The 18,491-nt window shown below is 42.9% G+C and carries 17 protein-coding genes; 5 read left to right on the top strand and 12 right to left on the bottom strand.

Annotated features, from left to right (window positions below; translation table 11 throughout):
- Window positions 1–258: 258 nt before the first annotated feature.
- Both LC036_RS03650 and LC036_RS03645 read right to left on the bottom strand, forming a co-directional pair.
- On the bottom strand, window positions 259–1,071 hold the full coding sequence (locus LC036_RS03650; protein ID WP_226578370.1) for an inositol monophosphatase family protein: 813 nt from the start codon (window positions 1,069–1,071) through the stop codon (window positions 259–261).
- Between the two features lie 119 nt (window positions 1,072–1,190).
- A complete protein-coding gene (locus LC036_RS03645) occupies window positions 1,191–1,382 on the bottom strand; it encodes a hypothetical protein (protein WP_226579982.1) in 192 nt (63 codons plus the stop codon).
- A 179-nt stretch (window positions 1,383–1,561) separates the two neighbouring features.
- On the opposite strand from LC036_RS03645, the gene LC036_RS03640 reads away from it, so the two are divergent.
- Complete coding sequence (locus tag LC036_RS03640) at window positions 1,562–2,209, top strand: YktB family protein (protein ID WP_226578368.1); 648 nt, start codon at window positions 1,562–1,564, stop codon at window positions 2,207–2,209.
- A 44-nt stretch (window positions 2,210–2,253) separates the two neighbouring features.
- On the opposite strand, the gene LC036_RS03635 is transcribed toward LC036_RS03640, so the two are convergent.
- Window positions 2,254–2,526: a UPF0223 family protein gene (locus tag LC036_RS03635; RefSeq protein WP_226578366.1), complete on the bottom strand. Its 273-nt coding sequence runs from the start codon at window positions 2,524–2,526 to the stop codon at window positions 2,254–2,256.
- A gap of 16 nt (window positions 2,527–2,542) precedes the next feature.
- Window positions 2,543–3,502, bottom strand: coding sequence for an NAD(P)H-dependent flavin oxidoreductase (locus LC036_RS03630; protein ID WP_226578364.1), 960 nt, complete (start codon window positions 3,500–3,502; stop codon window positions 2,543–2,545).
- Between the two features lie 308 nt (window positions 3,503–3,810).
- Between LC036_RS03630 and LC036_RS03625 the strand changes: the two genes are divergently transcribed.
- Window positions 3,811–5,280, top strand: a complete 1,470-nt coding sequence (locus LC036_RS03625; protein WP_226578362.1) for an aminotransferase class I/II-fold pyridoxal phosphate-dependent enzyme — start codon at window positions 3,811–3,813, stop codon at window positions 5,278–5,280.
- A gap of 139 nt (window positions 5,281–5,419) precedes the next feature.
- Here the strand turns inward: LC036_RS03625 and LC036_RS03620 are convergent, their stop codons facing one another.
- The gene (locus LC036_RS03620) at window positions 5,420–5,533 is read right to left on the bottom strand and encodes a GapA-binding peptide SR1P (protein ID WP_226578361.1); all 114 of its coding nucleotides are present in this window, start codon (window positions 5,531–5,533) and stop codon (window positions 5,420–5,422) included.
- A 195-nt stretch (window positions 5,534–5,728) separates the two neighbouring features.
- Complete coding sequence (locus LC036_RS03615) at window positions 5,729–6,586, bottom strand: polysaccharide deacetylase family protein (RefSeq protein ID WP_226578358.1); 858 nt, start codon at window positions 6,584–6,586, stop codon at window positions 5,729–5,731.
- A gap of 138 nt (window positions 6,587–6,724) precedes the next feature.
- On the opposite strand from LC036_RS03615, the gene LC036_RS03610 reads away from it, so the two are divergent.
- The 3 genes from LC036_RS03610 to LC036_RS03600 all read left to right on the top strand — a co-directional run bounded on the left by LC036_RS03610 (window position 6,725) and on the right by LC036_RS03600 (window position 10,556).
- Complete coding sequence (locus tag LC036_RS03610) at window positions 6,725–7,798, top strand: FUSC family protein (protein ID WP_226578355.1); 1,074 nt, start codon at window positions 6,725–6,727, stop codon at window positions 7,796–7,798.
- Between the two features lie 42 nt (window positions 7,799–7,840).
- Window positions 7,841–9,373, top strand: a complete 1,533-nt coding sequence (locus LC036_RS03605) for a BCCT family transporter (RefSeq protein ID WP_226578353.1) — start codon at window positions 7,841–7,843, stop codon at window positions 9,371–9,373.
- A gap of 826 nt (window positions 9,374–10,199) precedes the next feature.
- On the top strand, window positions 10,200–10,556 hold the full coding sequence (locus LC036_RS03600) for a hypothetical protein (protein WP_226578352.1): 357 nt from the start codon (window positions 10,200–10,202) through the stop codon (window positions 10,554–10,556).
- Between the two features lie 96 nt (window positions 10,557–10,652).
- On the opposite strand, the gene LC036_RS03595 is transcribed toward LC036_RS03600, so the two are convergent.
- The 6 genes from LC036_RS03595 to pdhA form a co-directional block, all read right to left on the bottom strand.
- Entirely contained in the window at window positions 10,653–12,140 is a 1,488-nt protein-coding gene (locus LC036_RS03595; RefSeq protein ID WP_226578350.1) for a DHA2 family efflux MFS transporter permease subunit, read from the bottom strand.
- Window positions 12,141–12,158: 18 nt separating this feature from the next.
- Window positions 12,159–12,770: a TetR/AcrR family transcriptional regulator gene (locus LC036_RS03590; protein WP_226578348.1), complete on the bottom strand. Its 612-nt coding sequence runs from the start codon at window positions 12,768–12,770 to the stop codon at window positions 12,159–12,161.
- 503 nt (window positions 12,771–13,273) lie between these two features.
- Window positions 13,274–14,683: a dihydrolipoyl dehydrogenase gene (gene lpdA / locus LC036_RS03585; RefSeq protein ID WP_226578345.1), complete on the bottom strand. Its 1,410-nt coding sequence runs from the start codon at window positions 14,681–14,683 to the stop codon at window positions 13,274–13,276.
- Window positions 14,684–14,686: 3 nt separating this feature from the next.
- On the bottom strand, window positions 14,687–15,973 hold the full coding sequence (locus tag LC036_RS03580; protein WP_226578343.1) for a dihydrolipoamide acetyltransferase family protein: 1,287 nt from the start codon (window positions 15,971–15,973) through the stop codon (window positions 14,687–14,689).
- A 29-nt stretch (window positions 15,974–16,002) separates the two neighbouring features.
- Window positions 16,003–16,980, bottom strand: a complete 978-nt coding sequence (locus LC036_RS03575; protein WP_226578339.1) for an alpha-ketoacid dehydrogenase subunit beta — start codon at window positions 16,978–16,980, stop codon at window positions 16,003–16,005.
- Between the two features lie 3 nt (window positions 16,981–16,983).
- Window positions 16,984–18,066 (bottom strand): pyruvate dehydrogenase (acetyl-transferring) E1 component subunit alpha, encoded by a 1,083-nt coding sequence (gene pdhA, locus LC036_RS03570; RefSeq protein WP_226578335.1) that lies wholly within the window; start codon window positions 18,064–18,066, stop codon window positions 16,984–16,986.
- Window positions 18,067–18,491: the final 425 nt, after the last annotated feature.

Below are 18,491 nucleotides of genomic sequence, written 5' to 3'. Positions count from 1 at the left end.
ATAAATGGGAATAGAGGTGAGCATGTGAAAAATTATCATTTAAATTCGGCTCTCTTAGCCTTTTGTGTCATCCTGTCTTTCGTCTGCGTTGGATTTGCTCTCGGTCAAGAAAACTTCTGGCTTGCTGGAGCATTATTTCTTTTAGGGTTCGCCCTCATGAGTGTAGGCTTAAGACGGAAACGAAGGTATCAAAGAGCATGAAGGAATTAGAAAGCGGCCTTATTAAATAAGGCCGCTTTTGTATAGGCGTGCGTGGTTTCATCTTTGTTTTAGTTGTACATATTCACTGGCGATTTCTTCATGAATATTAGACCGGCCGGCGAGTACGGTTGTTTTGTTTAGAAGGTCCAGCTCTGACTGGTCTGCACGGGTAACGATTCCACCTACTTCACGAACAAGAATGCTTCCGGCTGCATAATCCCACGGCATCAGCGTCATCGTCAAATAACCATCTAAAAGCCCCTCTGCCAAAAAGGCGAATTCGAGCGCAGCCGAACCATAGGAACGTGTACTCCTTAACGTCTTTACAAGTTCCTGCATTCCCTTATGATCTACGTAAGGGTTCTCTGGAATTAACCAAGTCGTATTCAGTGCCAATATGGACTGTTTCAATGGCCTGTCCTGGCTGAGATCAGGTAAGCGGCTGTCATTTTTATAGGCCCCTTCCCCTCGTTTTGCCGTATATAATATACCTTCCATAACATTATAAATCAGGCCGATTTCACCTGTTCCTTCATGGTATATGCCGATTGAGATGGCGAAATTTCTTTTTTGATGGACAAAATTCATAGTTCCATCGATGGGATCTATAATCCAGACCGTTCCGCCAAGGTCTTCAATTTCATCTCCAAAACCTTCTTCTCCAAGGAGATAGTGTTCCGGATAAGTATCTTTTATTTTATTTGCAAAAAACTGTTCTGTTTCCTGATCCATTTCTGTCACCAGGTCATTCGGGTTGGACTTTGTCTGGATGGATCGCGGCGAATCGATCTTCGATTTTATCCGTTCACCGGCTTCCAAAATCCAAGTTTTCGCTTGAGTGAATATCTCATTCTTTTTCTGTTGATCCATATCATCGTACCCCTTTTATTCGTCTTATCCTTTATCCTATCAAAACAATTCGTCAATTGCATGTAAAAGACCATGGGCGCGTTCCCAAAGAAAAAAGCGAGCAACCCTATTGTTGCTCGCTACTCGATAGACCATTCAATTAATTGTTTACGAAGTTCAGAAAGCCGTCTTTTTGTCTTTTTTATCTGTTCAACATTCCCGGCAATCATTGCATCATGCAAAGTAACCAATTCGTAATCAATCTCCATACGGATTACCGGGAGCTTCTCTTCAGCTTCTCTTTTACGCAACGCTTCCATGACATGTTTCATTGCCAATCCCTCCCTTTTATATCCTTACCTTATATATATGTGACTTTCGCTACAGAAGTTTCAGTTAGATTACTTATATGTAACCCATTTTTAATTCATTCAAACCAAACGAACGCATTCCTTAGCCTCAAGATGAGTTTGTGGTAAAATAGGACCGAGATTAGCTAGGAGTTGATAGAGTGACTACTTTTAATGGATTTACACAAGAAGACTTTGATGTCTTTTCAATCCCAGGACTTGAAAATAGAATGGAAGCTTTAAGAGACAGACTTTCTCCAAAGCTTGAAGCCATTGCTGCAGAACTTGCCCCTGATGTGACCGCTATGACCGGTGATGAAATGTACGTTCATGTGGCTAAGCACGCCCGTCGAAAAACAAATCCTCCAAATGATACGTGGGCGGCTCTTGCCTCCAATAAGAGAGGGTACAAAAAGCTCCCTCACTTCCAGGTCGGTTTATGGGAAACCCATGTATTTATCTGGTTTGCCGTTATTTATGAAAGTCCCATTAAACAGGATTTCGCTTACAAGCTCGAACAGAAGAAAAGCGAAATTCTTTCCTCACTCCCGGAAGATTTTGTCTGGTCGGTCGATCACACAAAACCAGAAGCCATTCCCCACAGCGATGTAGATGGCGACAAGTTCTCAAGTATGACCGAACGCTTAAAGTCTGTAAAAAAAGCAGAAATCCTATGTGGACGTCAGCTCACACGCGGCGATGAACGTTTGAAAGACCCAGAAGCATTTATAAACTTCTGCAGAGAGACGTTCCAAACACTTGAACCGTTTTACCGCTACACAAAGCAGCTTGAAACAGATCATCAATAAAGCAGTAAAAAGGGGCCTGTCCAAAGACAGGCCCCTTCTATTGATTACATTTTTATTTTGTCGCCTTTTCCTAAAGCCTTCGCTTCCTTAATCGTCCGGTAACAGGAGTAACCCGACTCCTTTTCAAACGTATTGCATAAGGTTTTCTCTTCACTCTTTGAAGGTACGATCTGCTTAAACCTTGTATAAGCCATCAGCAGATCATCGCGACCCACTCCCGTTTCATACGCTTTTTCCACCATGCTGTAGAAATTGACAACATCAATAATTTCTTCTTTTGTCCAATGAACCTCGTCAATGGGATACGTATAGCTCAATCAACATCCTCCTCTTTCAGGTATTCCACCTCTGGCGTATACCTTCAGCTTCTGAAATCATTCGCTCGAACAATTCAGCCGCCGTCGGCACATCCTGGATTCTGGAAGCCACTTGGCCCGCCCATCCAAACCCATAGGCTTGGTCTCCGTCATAAATGAACTTTTTATTCGCCTCACCGCTTATATAAGAACGCAGTCCTTCATAACCGGCTTGTTCCTTCTCCAATTCTAAGATACGTTCTGTCCAAGTATTTTTCAAGGCACGGGCTGGTGTTTGAAGACTTCGTTTAATGATACTTGTCGAAGTCTCTTCTGCATCAATTAAGGCCTGCTGGTAGGCAGGGTGGGCATGAACACACTCTTTTACAGCTATAAACCTCGTGCCCATCTCGACACCGTCAGCGCCAAGGGCAAGAGCGGCCATAATCCCCCGCCCATCACCGATACCTCCGGAGGCAAGAACAGGAATTCCAACGGCGTCTGAGACTTGAGGAGTCAGCACAAATGTCCCCACGTCGTCCCGACCAAGATGTCCACCACCTTCATGACCAACAACCATCACCGCATCCGCACCCAGCTCTTCTGCTTTAACAGCCTGTCGTCTTGAAGCGACAAGAACAAGTGTCTTTATCCCTGTTCCATCTACAAGATCAAGCACTCCTTTTGGATTTCCACCTGTCACAGAAATAACGGGTACTTCTTCATCAACAGCTACCTGCACCATGTCTTGAAATGGCCGTCCATGCTGACCAATGGCAAAATTAACACCAAACGGACGGTTGGTTTTCTTTCTCACAGAATCAATCTCTTCTTTTAACTGATCAGGTCCCTCCATACTCATAGCTGTTATCTGACCCAGCCCCCCTGCATTTGAAACAGCTGCAGCAAGCTCAGAGTACGCCAGGTAGGCAAGTCCACCTTGTACAATCGGGTATGTAATATCGAGCAGCTCCGTCACACGCGTCTTCCATTCCATTTCCCCACCTCCATGGCTCCATTTTATCATGGTTCGAAGTAGAAGGCATAAAAGACTAGCCAGCAGGAAGGTACTCTGCTATAATTCATTTGCTTTTCTATTTTGCTCTGTTCAATCTTTTGTTGATTTTATATAAGCTCCCTTATCTGTAAGACATAATGACGGACTTGGAAAACGAATCGCTCGCAGGAAAGAGGGTCGTTCCACCAAGGCCCCTTCGTTACACCAAATAACACATGATAAAATGTATACAAAAAATCAACACCACCGTTCAGCAGAGCTTTCTATTCAAAGAGGTGTTTGTATAAATGAACCAACACGATACGCCCCTCTTCACGGGGTTAAAAAAACATACAGAACGAAAGCCTGTCCAGTTTCACATTCCAGGGCATAAAGGCGGGAAAGGAATGGACGAAGAGTTTCGTTCATTCCTGGGTGACAATGCCTTATCTATTGATTTGATTAATATTGAACCGCTGGATGACCTGCATCACCCTCATGGAATGATTAAGGAAGCTCAGGATCTAGCGGCAGACGCCTTTGGTGCGGACTATACTTTTTTTTCTGTACAAGGAACATCCGGTGCAATTATGACGATGATTATGAGCGTGTGTCATCCAGGTGACAAAATTATCGTCCCGCGAAATGTCCATAAATCAGTGACGACAGCAATCATCTTTTCAGGAGCTAAACCGGTCTTTATTCATCCGGAATTGGATGAACGCTTCGGTATTTCTCACGGCATCACATCACAAGCTGTAAAAAAAGCGTGTGAAGCCCATCCCGATGCGAAGGGGCTCTTAGTTATCAACCCCACATACTTCGGTGTAACAGCCGATTTAAAAGGGATTGTGGACATTGCCCACAGCTACGATATTCCTGTATTAGTTGATGAGGCTCACGGTGTCCATATTCACTTTCATGAACGTCTTCCACTTTCTGCTATGCAGGCTGGAGCCGACCTTGCAGCAACGAGTGTGCACAAACTCGGGGGCTCACTGACGCAAAGCTCCGTGTTGAATTTACGCGAAGGCCTGGTTTCTCATGAACGCGTACAGGCTGTCTTATCGATGCTGCACACGACATCGACTTCTTATCTGCTTCTGGCTTCTCTTGATACAGCCAGACGTCATTTAGCGATTAACGGTCATGAAATCCTGGAACAGACACTTAGACTCGCTGATTCAGCACGCCGGCGCATTAACGAAGTGCCCTCTCTCTACTGTCCGGGCGATGAGATCCTGACAACGGATGCTACAGTTGATTACGACCCTACCAAGTTGATTATTTCAGTTAAAAAGCTCGGCATGACGGGTTATGATGTGGAGGTCTGGCTTAGAGAAAATTACAGCATTGAAGTCGAGCTGTCCGATTTGTATAACATTCTCTGCATCATCACACCTGGTGACCGCGAAGAAGATATCGGAAAACTGGTGGATGCCCTTCACCATTTAGCAGACGCGTGCTCTTCAAAAGAAGAAGTAAAAAACACCCCGGTTAAAGTTCCAGACATCCCTGTCCTTGCACTTTCCCCCCGGGAGGCTTTTTACGCATCAACAGAAACAATTCTTCTCAGAGAGGCTGTCGGACGTATCAGTGCTGAATTCGTCATGGTCTATCCTCCGGGTATACCGATTTTTATTCCCGGGGAGATTATTACCGCTGAAAACATCGACTATATCTATGAGAATATCGAAGCCGGTCTGCCTGTTCAGGGTCCTGAGGATGATACGTTAGAAACCATTCAGGTGATCCGTGAACAAAGAGCGTTTCAATAATCATAAAATTAAATGAGTGGGGGCTTCTGAAAAAAATCTCATCCCCATTCCTCATAAAAAAGGAACCAGCCACATCTTTTGCGGCTGGTTCCTTTTTTGTATTCCTCAGCAAAACCCCTGGTTAAGCAGATACAGGGTATTACTTTTCCTCAGTCTTATTGCAAGTCGGACATGTGCTGTAAAGAGTCGAAACTTTTTCATTTTCATAGTGCTCGATTACCTTCTGACAGTCTTGGCATACGATTGTACCCATTCACATCCACTCCTTAGTTTTTGTAATCGTTTTCAATGTAGTTTTATTTTAATATGACACAATCCAAAAATCAAGCCCAAAAGTATAACTTTTTAATAATTGTGTCATACTAATAATTTCCCACCCTAAAATTCTATGACCTTTCTTTTCAAATCAGAACAAAAAAAGACCATCCAGTTGGATGGTCAAAGTCATTTATGGGGTTTTGATTAACGCTGGATCTAAGAACTCATACCCTTTGTCGCGAAGACCCTTCATAATGTCTCCCAGGGCCTTGTTCGTCCACTCCCTGTCGTGCATAAGGAGGTTTGCTCCATAGTTAAGGAGCTCTGTGTTCACCATGATATCCGTAAGAGCCTCTGCGTTCATATACTCTTCAAAATAGTCATACCCATAGGTCCAGTTCATGACAAGCATGCCCTCTTCTTTAGCTAATTGAGTGGAGTATTCAGTATTGGCTCCGTTTGGTGCACGGAAAAAGACAGGTCGTTCCCCAATAATTGATTCAATTTTATCACTGGTACTCAAAATTTCCTCTCTCTGTTCCTCTTTAGATAAACCCTTAAGTGTCTCAATCGGATGAGTTTCCGTATGGTTGCCGATAGCAAAGCCCATCTCGTGAATCTTCTTCAACTGTTCTTTCCCTTCTTCTGAATCAAGAAAATGACCGTTGACGAAGAAGATGGCAGGTGCATTATTTTTTTTCAATGTTTCCGCTATTTCTAAAGCGTATTTGTCCGGTGCGTCATCAAAAGTGAGTAAAACGACTTGAGGGTTGGCATCATCGATTGGTTTAAAGTAACCATTGTCCCTCCACTCATACTCCGGTTCTTTTGCTTTTGCCACTTCTTTATTTACTTCTTCTTTTTCAGCAGCTTCCTCTTCTGGTTCAGCAGCAGCTTCTTCCGCTTCCTTTTCCTCTACTGTTTCCTCGGTTTCCGTCGTATTCTCCGTCCCTGTCTCCTCGGTTTCTCCCTGTGCCTCATCACTATCATTCGAACAGGCAGCAAGAAGCAAAACCATAAGGATTAAGAGAGTTGTCCATCTTTTCATGTGTGACCCTCCATTTGCTATGTATTTCCACTTTCTCTATTATATAAGAAGAATCTACATTTTTTCTATCGTTTTCGGGGAATTTATTATATAATGATATATCGTGGTCCGATGACTTCTTACATATGGGTGATATACATGCTTCAAACAATGAAAAAATTCAAAATCTTAGGAAGCCGAACATTAAAAACGGGTTTTTCTGTCTTTTTGACTGCATTGATTTGCGGTTTTTTTAATTTACCCATCGTTTTTGCTGTTATTACTGCCATTGTTACAATCGAACACACTGCCGCTGATTCCATAAAGAAAGCGGCCATTCGTTTTCCTGCATCCGCAATTGGAGCACTGCTTGCGACCACCTTTTACGGAATGCTCGGAAAAGGGGCTTTGACGTTTGCACTTGTGGCAATGGTTACGATCGCTGTATGCCATAAGTTGAATTTGGATGATGGAATTTTAGTAGCTACCATCACGGCCACAGCTATGATTCCTGAGTTTCAGGACAATTATATTGTTTCATTTATAACAAGGTTGGGTACTACTTCTATTGGTATTATAGTTTCAACTTTTGTGAATTTTTTCCTTTTACCGCCTAACTATTCTCCGATGATTTACAAGAACATTAATGATTTGTATAATCATGCTGGCCTGCTGTTGAGAAGAATAATTTCTGAAGTTACAGCAGAATCTAAAGAGAAAACGCGAGGGATACAGCGGTCCTACCGTCAATTGACTGCTCATTTGGAAAGAACCAATCTTCTCTCCCAGTACCAGCGGGAAGAATGGAAATACCACCGTCATTCGGAGGAAGAAATGGTTTCATTCCAGTTGTCTCAACGAAAATTGGCTGCTTTTCAACAAATCGCTTATCACTTAGGGAACCTCCAGTATGTTCAGACAATAGATTCTGACTTTACGGAAAGTGAAAAAGATTTGTTGTTGAGTTTAACTGAGGAGTATGTAAAAGTTCTTCTGGACCCCGCCCACTCCATCAGTGAAGAGCAGTTTCAAATGGTCAACCAATTGGATGATACCTTCTGGAAATGGAAAGAAGAGCATGTCATCAAGCAAACAGGGTATCGACACCACCTACCCCCTCAAACCATTTTGATCTATGAAATGCTTTGTTTTCACGACGTTTTGGAGGAATTGCAAAATTTGTCAGAAAAACAGATGCATCTGATAGAAAAGTGCTATATGCACACAGAATGAACTGAGGAAAGTTGAAAAAACAAATTAGGAGGGATGTTCGTCATGAATCAAGTTACCAAAGTATTTTACATTTCCGTCGTAGTTGCTTTCTTATTCATTGGATGGGGAATTATACCTGATACGACGTTACCTACATGGAACTTAGAGAACGTAACATCAACGATTCAGGGATTCTTAACTGAAAAATTCGGCTGGTTCTACTTATTGTCAGCCACAGGATTCTTAATCTTTGCTATCTTTTTGGTATTTTCTAAATACGGAAACTTAAAATTAGGAAAGCCGGACGATGAGCCGGAATATCCATACATCACTTGGTTTGCCATGCTGTTTAGTGCAGGTATGGGAATCGGGCTTGTATTCTGGGGTGCGGCAGAGCCACTCTCCCACTTCCATAACCCGCCGCTTCCGGGACAGGAAGCGATGAGTCAAGAAGCTGCTCAATCAGCAATGAAATACTCTTTCTTCCACTGGGGACTTCACCCATGGGCCATCTATGCTGTATTAGCGCTTGCACTTGCGTACTTTAAATTCAGAAAAGACGCACCTGGTGTCCTTAGTGCTGCTCTTACACCTATCCTGGGAGAAAAGCGAGTGAAAGGACCTATTGGTACAATTGTTGACTCTATCGCTGTATTTGCAACAATCTTTGGTGTAGCCACATCTCTAGGTTTTGGTGCTTTGCAGATCTCCAGCGGACTTGCCTACAGCATCAGTGGTCTTGAGGACACGTTCACACTGCAGTTAATTGTTATTGCTGCCGTTACCGTTCTCTTTATGCTCTCTGCTATGACAGGCTTAAATAAAGGAATTAAATACTTGAGTAATACAAATATCGTTTTAGCGATTGCGTTAATGGTATTTCTTCTTTTTGCAGGGCCTACGAACTTTATTATGGATTACTTCACAACGACATTCGGTTCCTATGTTCGTGACCTGCCGTACATGAGCTTCCGTCTGACACCGTTCGCCGAAGACAGTTCCTGGGTTCAAGGATGGACAATCTTCTACTGGGCATGGTGGATTTCATGGGCACCATTCGTTGGTACCTTTATTGCCCGTGTTTCCAGAGGCCGTACAATCCGCGAATTCATTCTTGGCGTTCTGCTTGTACCAACAATCTTCGGTGCGCTTTGGTTCTCCGTTTTCGGTGGTACAGCGATTTCTCTTGAATATTTCGATGGAATAGATATTTACTCAGATGTCAATGAACTGGGTGCAGAGGTAGCCCTCTTCTCAATGCTGGAAAATGTACCTTTAGGAGCCGTTATGAGTGTAATCGGGCTGTTACTAATCAGTACATTCTTCATAACTTCTGCTGACTCTGCAACCTTTGTATTAGGTATGCAGACAACCAATGGCAGTCTTAATCCGAAGAACCAGGTGAAATTCACCTGGGGTATTATCCAGTCGGGTGCCGCAGCCGTACTATTGTGGCAGGGTGGTCTTGGTGCATTGCAGACAGCTGCCATCATCGCAGCCTTCCCGTTCACATTCATTATGATTCTGATCTGCTTCTCCTTATTTAAGACATTCCAGGATGAAGCAAAGAAAGTCAATCTCAAGAAGAAAAAATAACAAACCTACAAAAACCGGACCTATCTATGAGGTCCGGTTTTTTTACTCTTTTAAACATTTTATAGATTATGTTGAACCTTCATGTTGATTTCATCCAAGACCTCTTACCTGCAAGATCCAAATTCGTCATGTTTGTAAAAGGTTAGGAGGCTTACTTTGTGGGGTCCTGCCAGTCTGTCCATTCCCGCATGAGTATCGCAGTTTCCCTCCCCCATTAAAAATTCAGAGATTGGATATTCCATTCAGTGTGGGTGGTTTTGTAAAAGTAAACAATATAATTACAGTACAGTGCCCAGCCTCTTCTGTTATCAGAAAGCAGCATAAACTACTATATTTTGACCAACATATTGATGAGATCCGAAGGGAGGCGGGGAGACTCCTGCGGGATGAGCGGGATAGCTGAGACCCCGGAAGACGAAGTCTGAGGAAGCTCAGCACACGCCCGCGGAAAGCGACCCGCCCCCCGAAGGATCTTCTATATAATTAAATATCTAAAAACGAAGACTGCAAGATACCTGTTATACTCTCAATAAATATTTAATTATAATATCAACACCAGGTATAATACAGCCCTTTAGTCATTTGCTTTCCAATCCACTCCCCCCTATAAGGCCCGAAAGATTAAGGTAATGTGTTTTAGATAGACCCCTTTATTTATCCAAACTCTCCATTTTACATAAATGATTCATTTTTAAGAGATATTATCATAATTCGACATACAGCTTTCATTTCTATGACAAATCAATAACAACCAGGGATCACTGAACATTCCCTGTTATACTGAATTTGGAATAAATAAAAGGGAGTGGCTTGCATGTTAAAGAGAATGCTCGTATTTTTGTTACCTATCCTTTTATTGGCAGGATGTATACAGCAGTCAGAAAATGTACAAGTGCTAACGGCAGCTCCTGATGACTACGAATTATACTTATATACAGAACCGGAAAAAGAGAATGAAGCTCAAAATTATCTCAGTGCTTTACTTGATTGGAAATTGAAACAGCAGGTTCATGAAAGACTCGAGTTTAAACAAACGGAGACACACGCGGATAAAATTAATGTCCCTAAAGAAGAACTGCCGCTCCTTGTTGTTAAACAAAAAGGAAAAACAGTAACAAAAATTGCAGGAAACACCCCCCGCGATAAAATTTTAACGACTCTTGAAGACACCATTATCAACTAAGGAAAGACTTTCAGAACGATCATAGATAAAAAGGGCATCATCCTACATGGATGACGCCCCTTTTTTATCTATACCCTTTATATAATCCTGTCGTTCTTAATTGGTTTGTAAGCTTCCTTCCGTTTCAGGTGCCGTTTCATCCTGTTTCTTCTTAGGCTTACCTTTAATGAAGAATGATAAAACAATCCCAGTAATGGCTATGATCGTAGCGACCATAAACGCGACATTAATCCCGTGTATCATAGCGTTAGACATCATTTGTTCTTTGGAAGCACCAGCTGTTGGTACATAATCTTTTGAAGCATTTGTCATAACTGTAACCAATAGAGCCGTACCAATGGAACCTGCAATTGTACGCAGGGTGTTATTCATAGCTGTACCATGAGGAATCCATTCCGTTGATAATTGGTTCAAACCGGCGGTAGACACGGGCATCATCACCATAGCTACCCCCATCATACGAATGGCGTAAATGACCATGATAAAACTGTAATTGGTTGTGGCTGTCAGGTTCGTGAACTCAAAAGTTGTCACCGCAATAATCGTCAGACCAATGATCGCTAACCAGCGTGCTCCAACCTTGTCGAAGATCTTACCTGTGATCGGTGACATGACACCCATAACAATAGCACCTGGGAGAAGGAGCAGACCGGATTCAAATGCTGTGAACCCTCTCATCGTCTGCATGTAAATAGGAATGAGAAGTTCAGCTCCAAGCATAGACATCATTACGATCATGCTGATAACAGCGGCCAACGCATAGATTTTATTACCGAAGACACGGAATTCCAGGATCGGTTTTTCTAAGCGGAACTGCCTTAAAATAAACGCTGTAAGAGATACAGCTCCTACAATAATAGCGATATAGACATTGGCGCTGTCCCATCCGTCGTTCCCTGCACTGCTCAAACCATAAAGAAGTCCGCCAAAACCAAAGGTAGACAATATGATAGATAAGATATCAATGACAGGATTGGTCTGCTTCGTCACGTTTTTAAGCGCGAAAGCGCCAAAGATCATAGCTCCGATTGCAATCGGTATAATAATCATGAAAGGTACACGCCATGAATATTCTTCCACAAGATAACCGGACAACGTCGGTCCAATCGCTGGACCAAAGGCAATAACCAGACCAGCCATTCCCATGACTGTTCCTCGTTTTTCAATTGGGAAGATCATAAGCATAACCGTCTGCATGAGCGGCATCATAATGCCTGCTCCCCCCGCTTGAATCAATCGTCCTGATAACAGGACCGGAAAATTGGGGGCGGCGGCCGCCACAACAGTACCTATAGTAAACAAGGTCATGGCAGTAAAAAACAAACGCCTTGTTGTAAATTTCCCAATTAAAAAAGCGGTAATCGGGATCATGACTCCGTTCACCAGCATAAATCCTGTCATTAACCATTGGGATGTACTTGCTGACACTTGCAAGGTTTCCATAATATTCGGCAGCGCTGTGTTGAGCAATGTTTGATTTAACACAGCAACAAAAGCACTCACCAATAAGACGGATACAATCGCAATTCGATTGATTGGCTGTTCTTCACTTGTTTTTTCATGCTGTTTATTTACTTCAGCCATTATTATTCCTCCCTTTACCTACTTGGAGAGCCCCTTTTTTAAAAGGTGTAATTCAATTTTGAAATTCTCCATAGCTTTTTCTTTTGATAACCCTTTGGCGAAATGTTGAATTAAATTATTCAGCATAACTATCCGCACCAAATGGATGGCATGATAGAGCTCTTCTTCCGTTTCTGTACTTAACTGCTCCTGATTGATATACTGCTTAATACTGTTCAAATAGTGCAGAAACTTATCTTCCGTATCTCCATTTGTGAATGTATTCTGGATTTTATGGTTCATGTTTAGGAATACATGTTTAAAATACGATTGACGTTCCTCATCTTCAAGTTCATCCAGGGTCATTTGAAAAAACTTCGTGATAGCAGAAAAAAGATCCCCGTCTTCCTCCTTTAGAATAGAAATGAATGATTCCTGTCTCTGCTTTGAATGTTCTTTTAATATGAAATAATACGCATCTTCTTTATCCTCGAAGTATTGATAAAAACTCCCTCTTGAAATCCCGCATGTTTTAATGATGTTTGAAATGGATGCTTCGTGTAAGGGTGCTCTGGAAAACTCCATTTTGCACGCTTTCAATAGGGAATCCTGTTTATCTTCCGTTAAATTATAAAACGTTTGATTAGGCATATGTCGCCCCTCCCCACCATGTGACACCGTGTCACATAAAGATGATACTTAACAATATTAATGCATCTTTAAGCTCAAGTCAACAAAAAAATGACACCGTGTCACATGCGTTTTTTTATAGTTGAACAAAAGGTGTGACTGGCGAACGACTCGCTTTCCACGGGCGAGGCGTCGGCCCTCCTCACTCTCTTTGGTGCTCATGTGTCTCGTCGACTTTTTTTCGCAGGAGTACACTGACTATTGTTGGAAATGACCGCCGCTTAAGCATGGAGATGGATATTTAGCTGCTATAGTTTCGAATAACGCCTATTTCTGTTACTCCTAATGTGGACCTTGAACCCGCCCGTAACTCGCGTGGGCAGAAGATCCTCAGTGAGCCCGCGGACCCCGGCTTTGAAGACTGAGCGTGCTCCGGTTAGAAAGGAAGTTCGATAAAGTACGGCAAAATAGAAAAAAACCCGGCTATGCCCCAAAAGGGTATAGCCGGGTTTTATAATGATCAATTATTTAACAATGTGAATCGGCTGACCGATAGCAACCTCTGCTGCTTCCATCGTGATCTCACCTAGAGTTGGGTGAGCATGGATAGTAAGAGCAAGATCTTCTGCTGTCATGCCCGCTTCAATCGCCAAGCCAAGCTCAGCAATCATATCACTTGCATTTGGACCAGCGATTTGTGCACCGATGACAAGGTCATCTTCTTTACGAGTTACAAGTTTCAAGAAACCGTCACTGTCGTTAAGAGATAGCGCACGACCGTTAGCTGCAAATGGGAATTTAGAAGCGTTCACTTCATATCCTGCATCTTTTGCTTCCTGCTCTGTATAACCAACAGAAGCTAGTTCTGGATCAGAGAAGACAACAGCCGGGATGCCGTGGTAATCGATTTCTGATTTCTCACCAGCAATTGCTTCTGCAGCAATTTTCGCTTCATAAGAAGCTTTGTGAGCTAGTGGTGGACCTTCAACGATGTCACCGATCGCGTAGACGTTGTCAAGGTTCGTGCGGCACTGTTTGTCAATCTCAATGATGCCTTTGTCGCTCATTTTCAGACCCATGTCCTCAAGACCGATTTCATCAGTGTTTGGACGGCGTCCTACGGTTACAAGAACGTAGTCAGCATCGATGGATTTTTCTTCACCTTTGACTTCGTACTTCACAGTTACTCCGTCTTCTCTTTCTTCTACTCCTTGAGCCATTGCATTTGTTTCAATCGCTACGCCTTTTTTCTTCAAGCGTTTCTTAACAACAGAAGACATTTGCTTTTCAAATCCGCCAAGGATGTCTTTCGTACCTTCAAGAATGGTTACTTCTGTATCGAAGTTAGCGTATGCTGTACCAAGTTCTGTACCGATGTAACCGCCGCCGATGACGACAAGTTTCTTCGGAATTTCTTTAAGGGAAAGAGCTCCTGTAGAATCAAGAACACGATCAGAGTACTTGAAGTTTGGAAGTTCGATTGGACGGGAACCTGTCGCAATGATCACGTTGTTGAACGTGTACGTCTGAGAGTTCTTTTCGTCCATAATACGAACAGTATTTTTATCTACGAAGTAAACTTCGCCTTTAACGATGTCTACTTTGTTTCCTTTAAGAAGACCTTCAACACCGCCAGTCAATTTATTAACAACACTGCTCTTCCACTCTTGTACTTTAGTGAAATCAACAGTTGTATTTTCTGACTGGATGCCCATGTCGTCAGAACCTTTTGCGTGTTCATAACGGTGACCCGCCTGGATCAACGCTTTAGAAGGCACACAACCGACGTTCAAACAAACGCCACCAAGGTTTCCTTTATCAACGATGGTTACTTTTTGTCCCGTTTGTGCAGCGCGGATGGCAGCTACATAACCGCCAGGACCCGCACCTACCACTAACGTATCTAGTTCAATTGGGAAATCTCCTACTACCATACTTTACGCCTCCATCATAATAAGTTGTGGATCGTTCAGTAAACGCTTGATGTTGTTCATTGCATGCTGAGCTGTTGCACCATCGATAATACGGTGGTCAAAGCTTAAGGAAATAGCAAGAACTGGAGCTACTACTACTTCACCATCACGTACAATTGGTTTATCAGCAATACGGCCGATACCAAGAATTGCAACTTCCGGGTGGTTGATAACTGGTGTAAACCATTGTCCACCGGCGGAACCGATATTAGTAATTGTAGTGGAAGCACCTTTCATTTCTTCAGATGAAAGTTTACCGTCACGAGCTTTCACAGCAAGTTCATTGATTTCGCTTGAGATAGAGAAGACAGACTTGCGATCCGAATCTTTTACAACTGGAACCATAAGGCCTTTCTCCGTATCTGCTGCGATACCAATATTATAATAGTGTTTCTGAATAATTTCATCCGTATTGTCGTCAATTGACGTATTAAGGACAGGATATTTCTTCAGTGTAGATACAAGTGCTTTAACGACATATGGAAGATATGTCAACTTGATATCCTGTTCAGCTGCAACAGACTTGAACTTCTTACGGTGTGCAACAAGTTCAGATACGTCTACTTCATCCATCAACGTAACGTGAGGAGCAGTATGCTTGGAATTAACCATAGCTTTAGAGATCGCTTTACGGATTCCGCTCATCTTCTCACGTGTTTCTGGGTAAGCTTCACCAGCTGCAGGAGCTGCCTGCTGAGCAGAAGCTTGAGTTTCTTCCTGCTTGTCTTCTGCAGGAGCTTCAGAAGCTGCTTCTGTTTGTCCACCGTTCATGAAGCTTTCAACATCTGCTTTAAGAACGCGGCCAGCTTTACCGGAACCTTCTACTTTGCGAATGTCAACATCGTTGTCACGAGCAAATTTACGTACGGAAGGCATCGCAACTACGCGTTTGTCTTCGTCTACATCGCCAGAATCAGCAGCCGGCTGTTCTGTCTTCTCTTCTTTCGCTTCTTCCTTAGGAGCTTCTTCTTTTGCTTCTTCTTTCGGAGCTTCAGAAGAACCTGTATCCTCAGAACCATCATCGATTGTGATGATTACTGTTCCTACAGTTGTTGTTTCTCCTTCATCTACATGGATGTCTTGAACGGTTCCATCCACTTGGGAAGGAATCTCTACGACTGCTTTGTCGTTTTGTACTTCACAAAGTACGTCATCTTCTTTAACTTCGTCGCCAGGCTTGACGAACCACTTTGCAATTTCACCTTCGTGGATACCTTCACCGATATCAGGCAGTTTAAATTCAAATGCCACGATTTTTCCCTCCTATTTGTTAGAGATGATTAAAAGTTCATAACGTCGTTGACTTTTTCAACGATCGTGTTGTGATTTGGAAGCCATACTTCTTCCGCTTGAGTGAATGCATAAACTGTATCAGGTGCAGCAACACGTAGTACAGGTGCTTCAAGGTGAAGAATTGCTTTTTCTTGAATTTCAGAAACAACGTTCGCTGCGATACCTGCTTGTTTTTGAGCTTCTTGTACAACTACAGCACGGTTTGTTTTCTTAACGGATTCAAGAATTGTTTCATAGTCGACTGGAGAAACCGTACGCAGGTCAATAACCTCTGCACTGATTCCGTCTTTTTCAAGCTCTTCAGCTGCTTTAAGGGAAGAGTGAACCATTGCGCCATAAGCAATAAGAGTAACGTCCGTACCTTCACGCTTCACTGCAGCTTTATCAAGATCAACTGTATATTCTTCTTCCGGCACTTCTTCACGGAATGAACGGTAAAGCTTCATGTGCTCAAGGAAGATTACAGGGTCGTTATTACGGATGGAAGAGATCAACAGACCTTTTGCATCGTATGGATTGGATGGAATAACAACACGTAGACCAGGCTGTTGAGCCATAAGGCCTTCAAGGCTGTCTGCGTGTAGTTCTGGTGTATGAACACCGCCACCAAATGGAGAACGAACAGTGATCGGCATTTGGCGGGACCCACCAGAGCGGTAACGATAGCGGGCCATTTGACCACTGATAGCGTCCATAACTTCGTAAACGAAGCCGAAGAATTGAATTTCTGGTACTGGACGGAAGCCTGTAAGGGCAAGTCCGATAGACATACCGCCGATTCCGGATTCAGCTAGTGGTGTATCGAATACACGATCTTCGCCGAATTCTTTTTGAAGACCTTCTGTCGCACGGAATACTCCGCCGTTTTGACCAACGTCTTCCCCAAATACAAGCACGTTGTCGTCATTTTTAAGTTCTGTGCGCATCGCGTCTGTGATGGCTTGAATCATTGTCATTTGTGCCATGATTTACTTCGACTCCTTTTCCTTATATTCTTCCAACTGTTCTTTCAAGTTTGAAGGAAGTTCATCATGCATAATACCGATCAGATCAGTAACGGATTGTTTTGGTGTGTTATCCGCTTCTTTAATCGCTGCTTTGATTTCTTCTTTTGTTTTGTCGATCAATTCGTTTTCTTCCTCTTCAGACCATAGGCCTTTCGCTTCTAGGAATTTACGGAAACGAACGATTGGATCTTTCTTCTCCCACTCGTTGTCTTCATCTTCCGTACGGTAACGAGTTGGGTCGTCCCCAGCCATTGTGTGTGGACCATAACGGTAAGTAAGTGTCTCAATCAATGTTGGACCTTCACCGTTTACAGCACGCTCACGCGCATCTTTTGTAGCTGCGTACACAGCAAGAACGTCCATACCATCAACTTGAATACCTTCGATACCCGCAGCTACCGCTTTTTGAGCGATGGTTTGAGCAGCCGATTGTTTTTCAACTGGTACAGAAATTGCGAAACGATTGTTTTGGACAACGAAAATTGCCTGCGCACCGAAAGCACCAGCAAAGTTGATACCTTCGTAGAAGTCACCCTGGGAGGCACCGCCATCACCAGTGTAAGTGATTGCTACAGCATTTTCGCCGCGTTTTTTATATCCAAGACCAACACCGGCTGTCTGCGTGATCTGCGCACCGATGATGATTTGTGGGCTTACTGCGTTTACTCCTTCAGGCATTTGGTTCCCTTTAAAGTGTCCACGGGAGAATAAGAAAGCCTGGTAAAGTGGAAGGCCGTGCCAGATCAGCTGTGGAACATCACGGTAACCAGGAAGAATAAAGTCTGCTTTTTCAAGTGCAAACTGACTTCCCAGCTGGGATGCTTCCTGCCCTGCTGTTGGAGCATAGAAACCAAGACGTCCCTGGCGGTTAAGCGCGATAGAACGCTGGTCTAGAATACGCGTATATACCATACGGCGCATAATTTCTTTTAGATCTTCATCAGATAAATCAGGCATGAAATCTTCATTTACGATTTCGCCTTCTTCGTTAAGGATTTGAAACGTTTCGAACTGGTTTTCAATGTTCTCAAGAGTTCGTTTCAAAGTGATTCACCCTTTCCTTTCGTATTTTAAAATGGATGCTGTAAGTAGCTTTCCCAATTATGAAAAAAACTGTACCTATTTGCTCTTTACGTTTTACCCCTCATATCCATGGATTAACCATGTAGAGAAGATTACAATAACTGTTACATTTATGAACTAAGATTCAATGGTACAATGTCAATCCATTATGTAGTTTAGCTCAATTCGTCATCGTTCGTCAATCACTTAGCTATAGATAATCTGTATATAGTCATAGAGCGCACACACAGCAGTCAGAATTTGGCTGTTTTTGCAGTTCAAAAAACACATACTGTATCACTGCAAAATTAAGCCTGTATTAATATTACGTTTTTTTCTTTTAAGAATCAAATAGAATGTTCAATGGAAATAGTTCCAGTTAAGATCAACTGGGGGAAATAAGGTTT

Source organism: Halobacillus litoralis (genome assembly GCF_020524025.1).
GTDB lineage: Bacteria > Bacillota > Bacilli > Bacillales > Halobacillaceae > Halobacillus > Halobacillus litoralis_D.
This window is presented reverse-complemented; position numbering and strand designations above follow the sequence as displayed.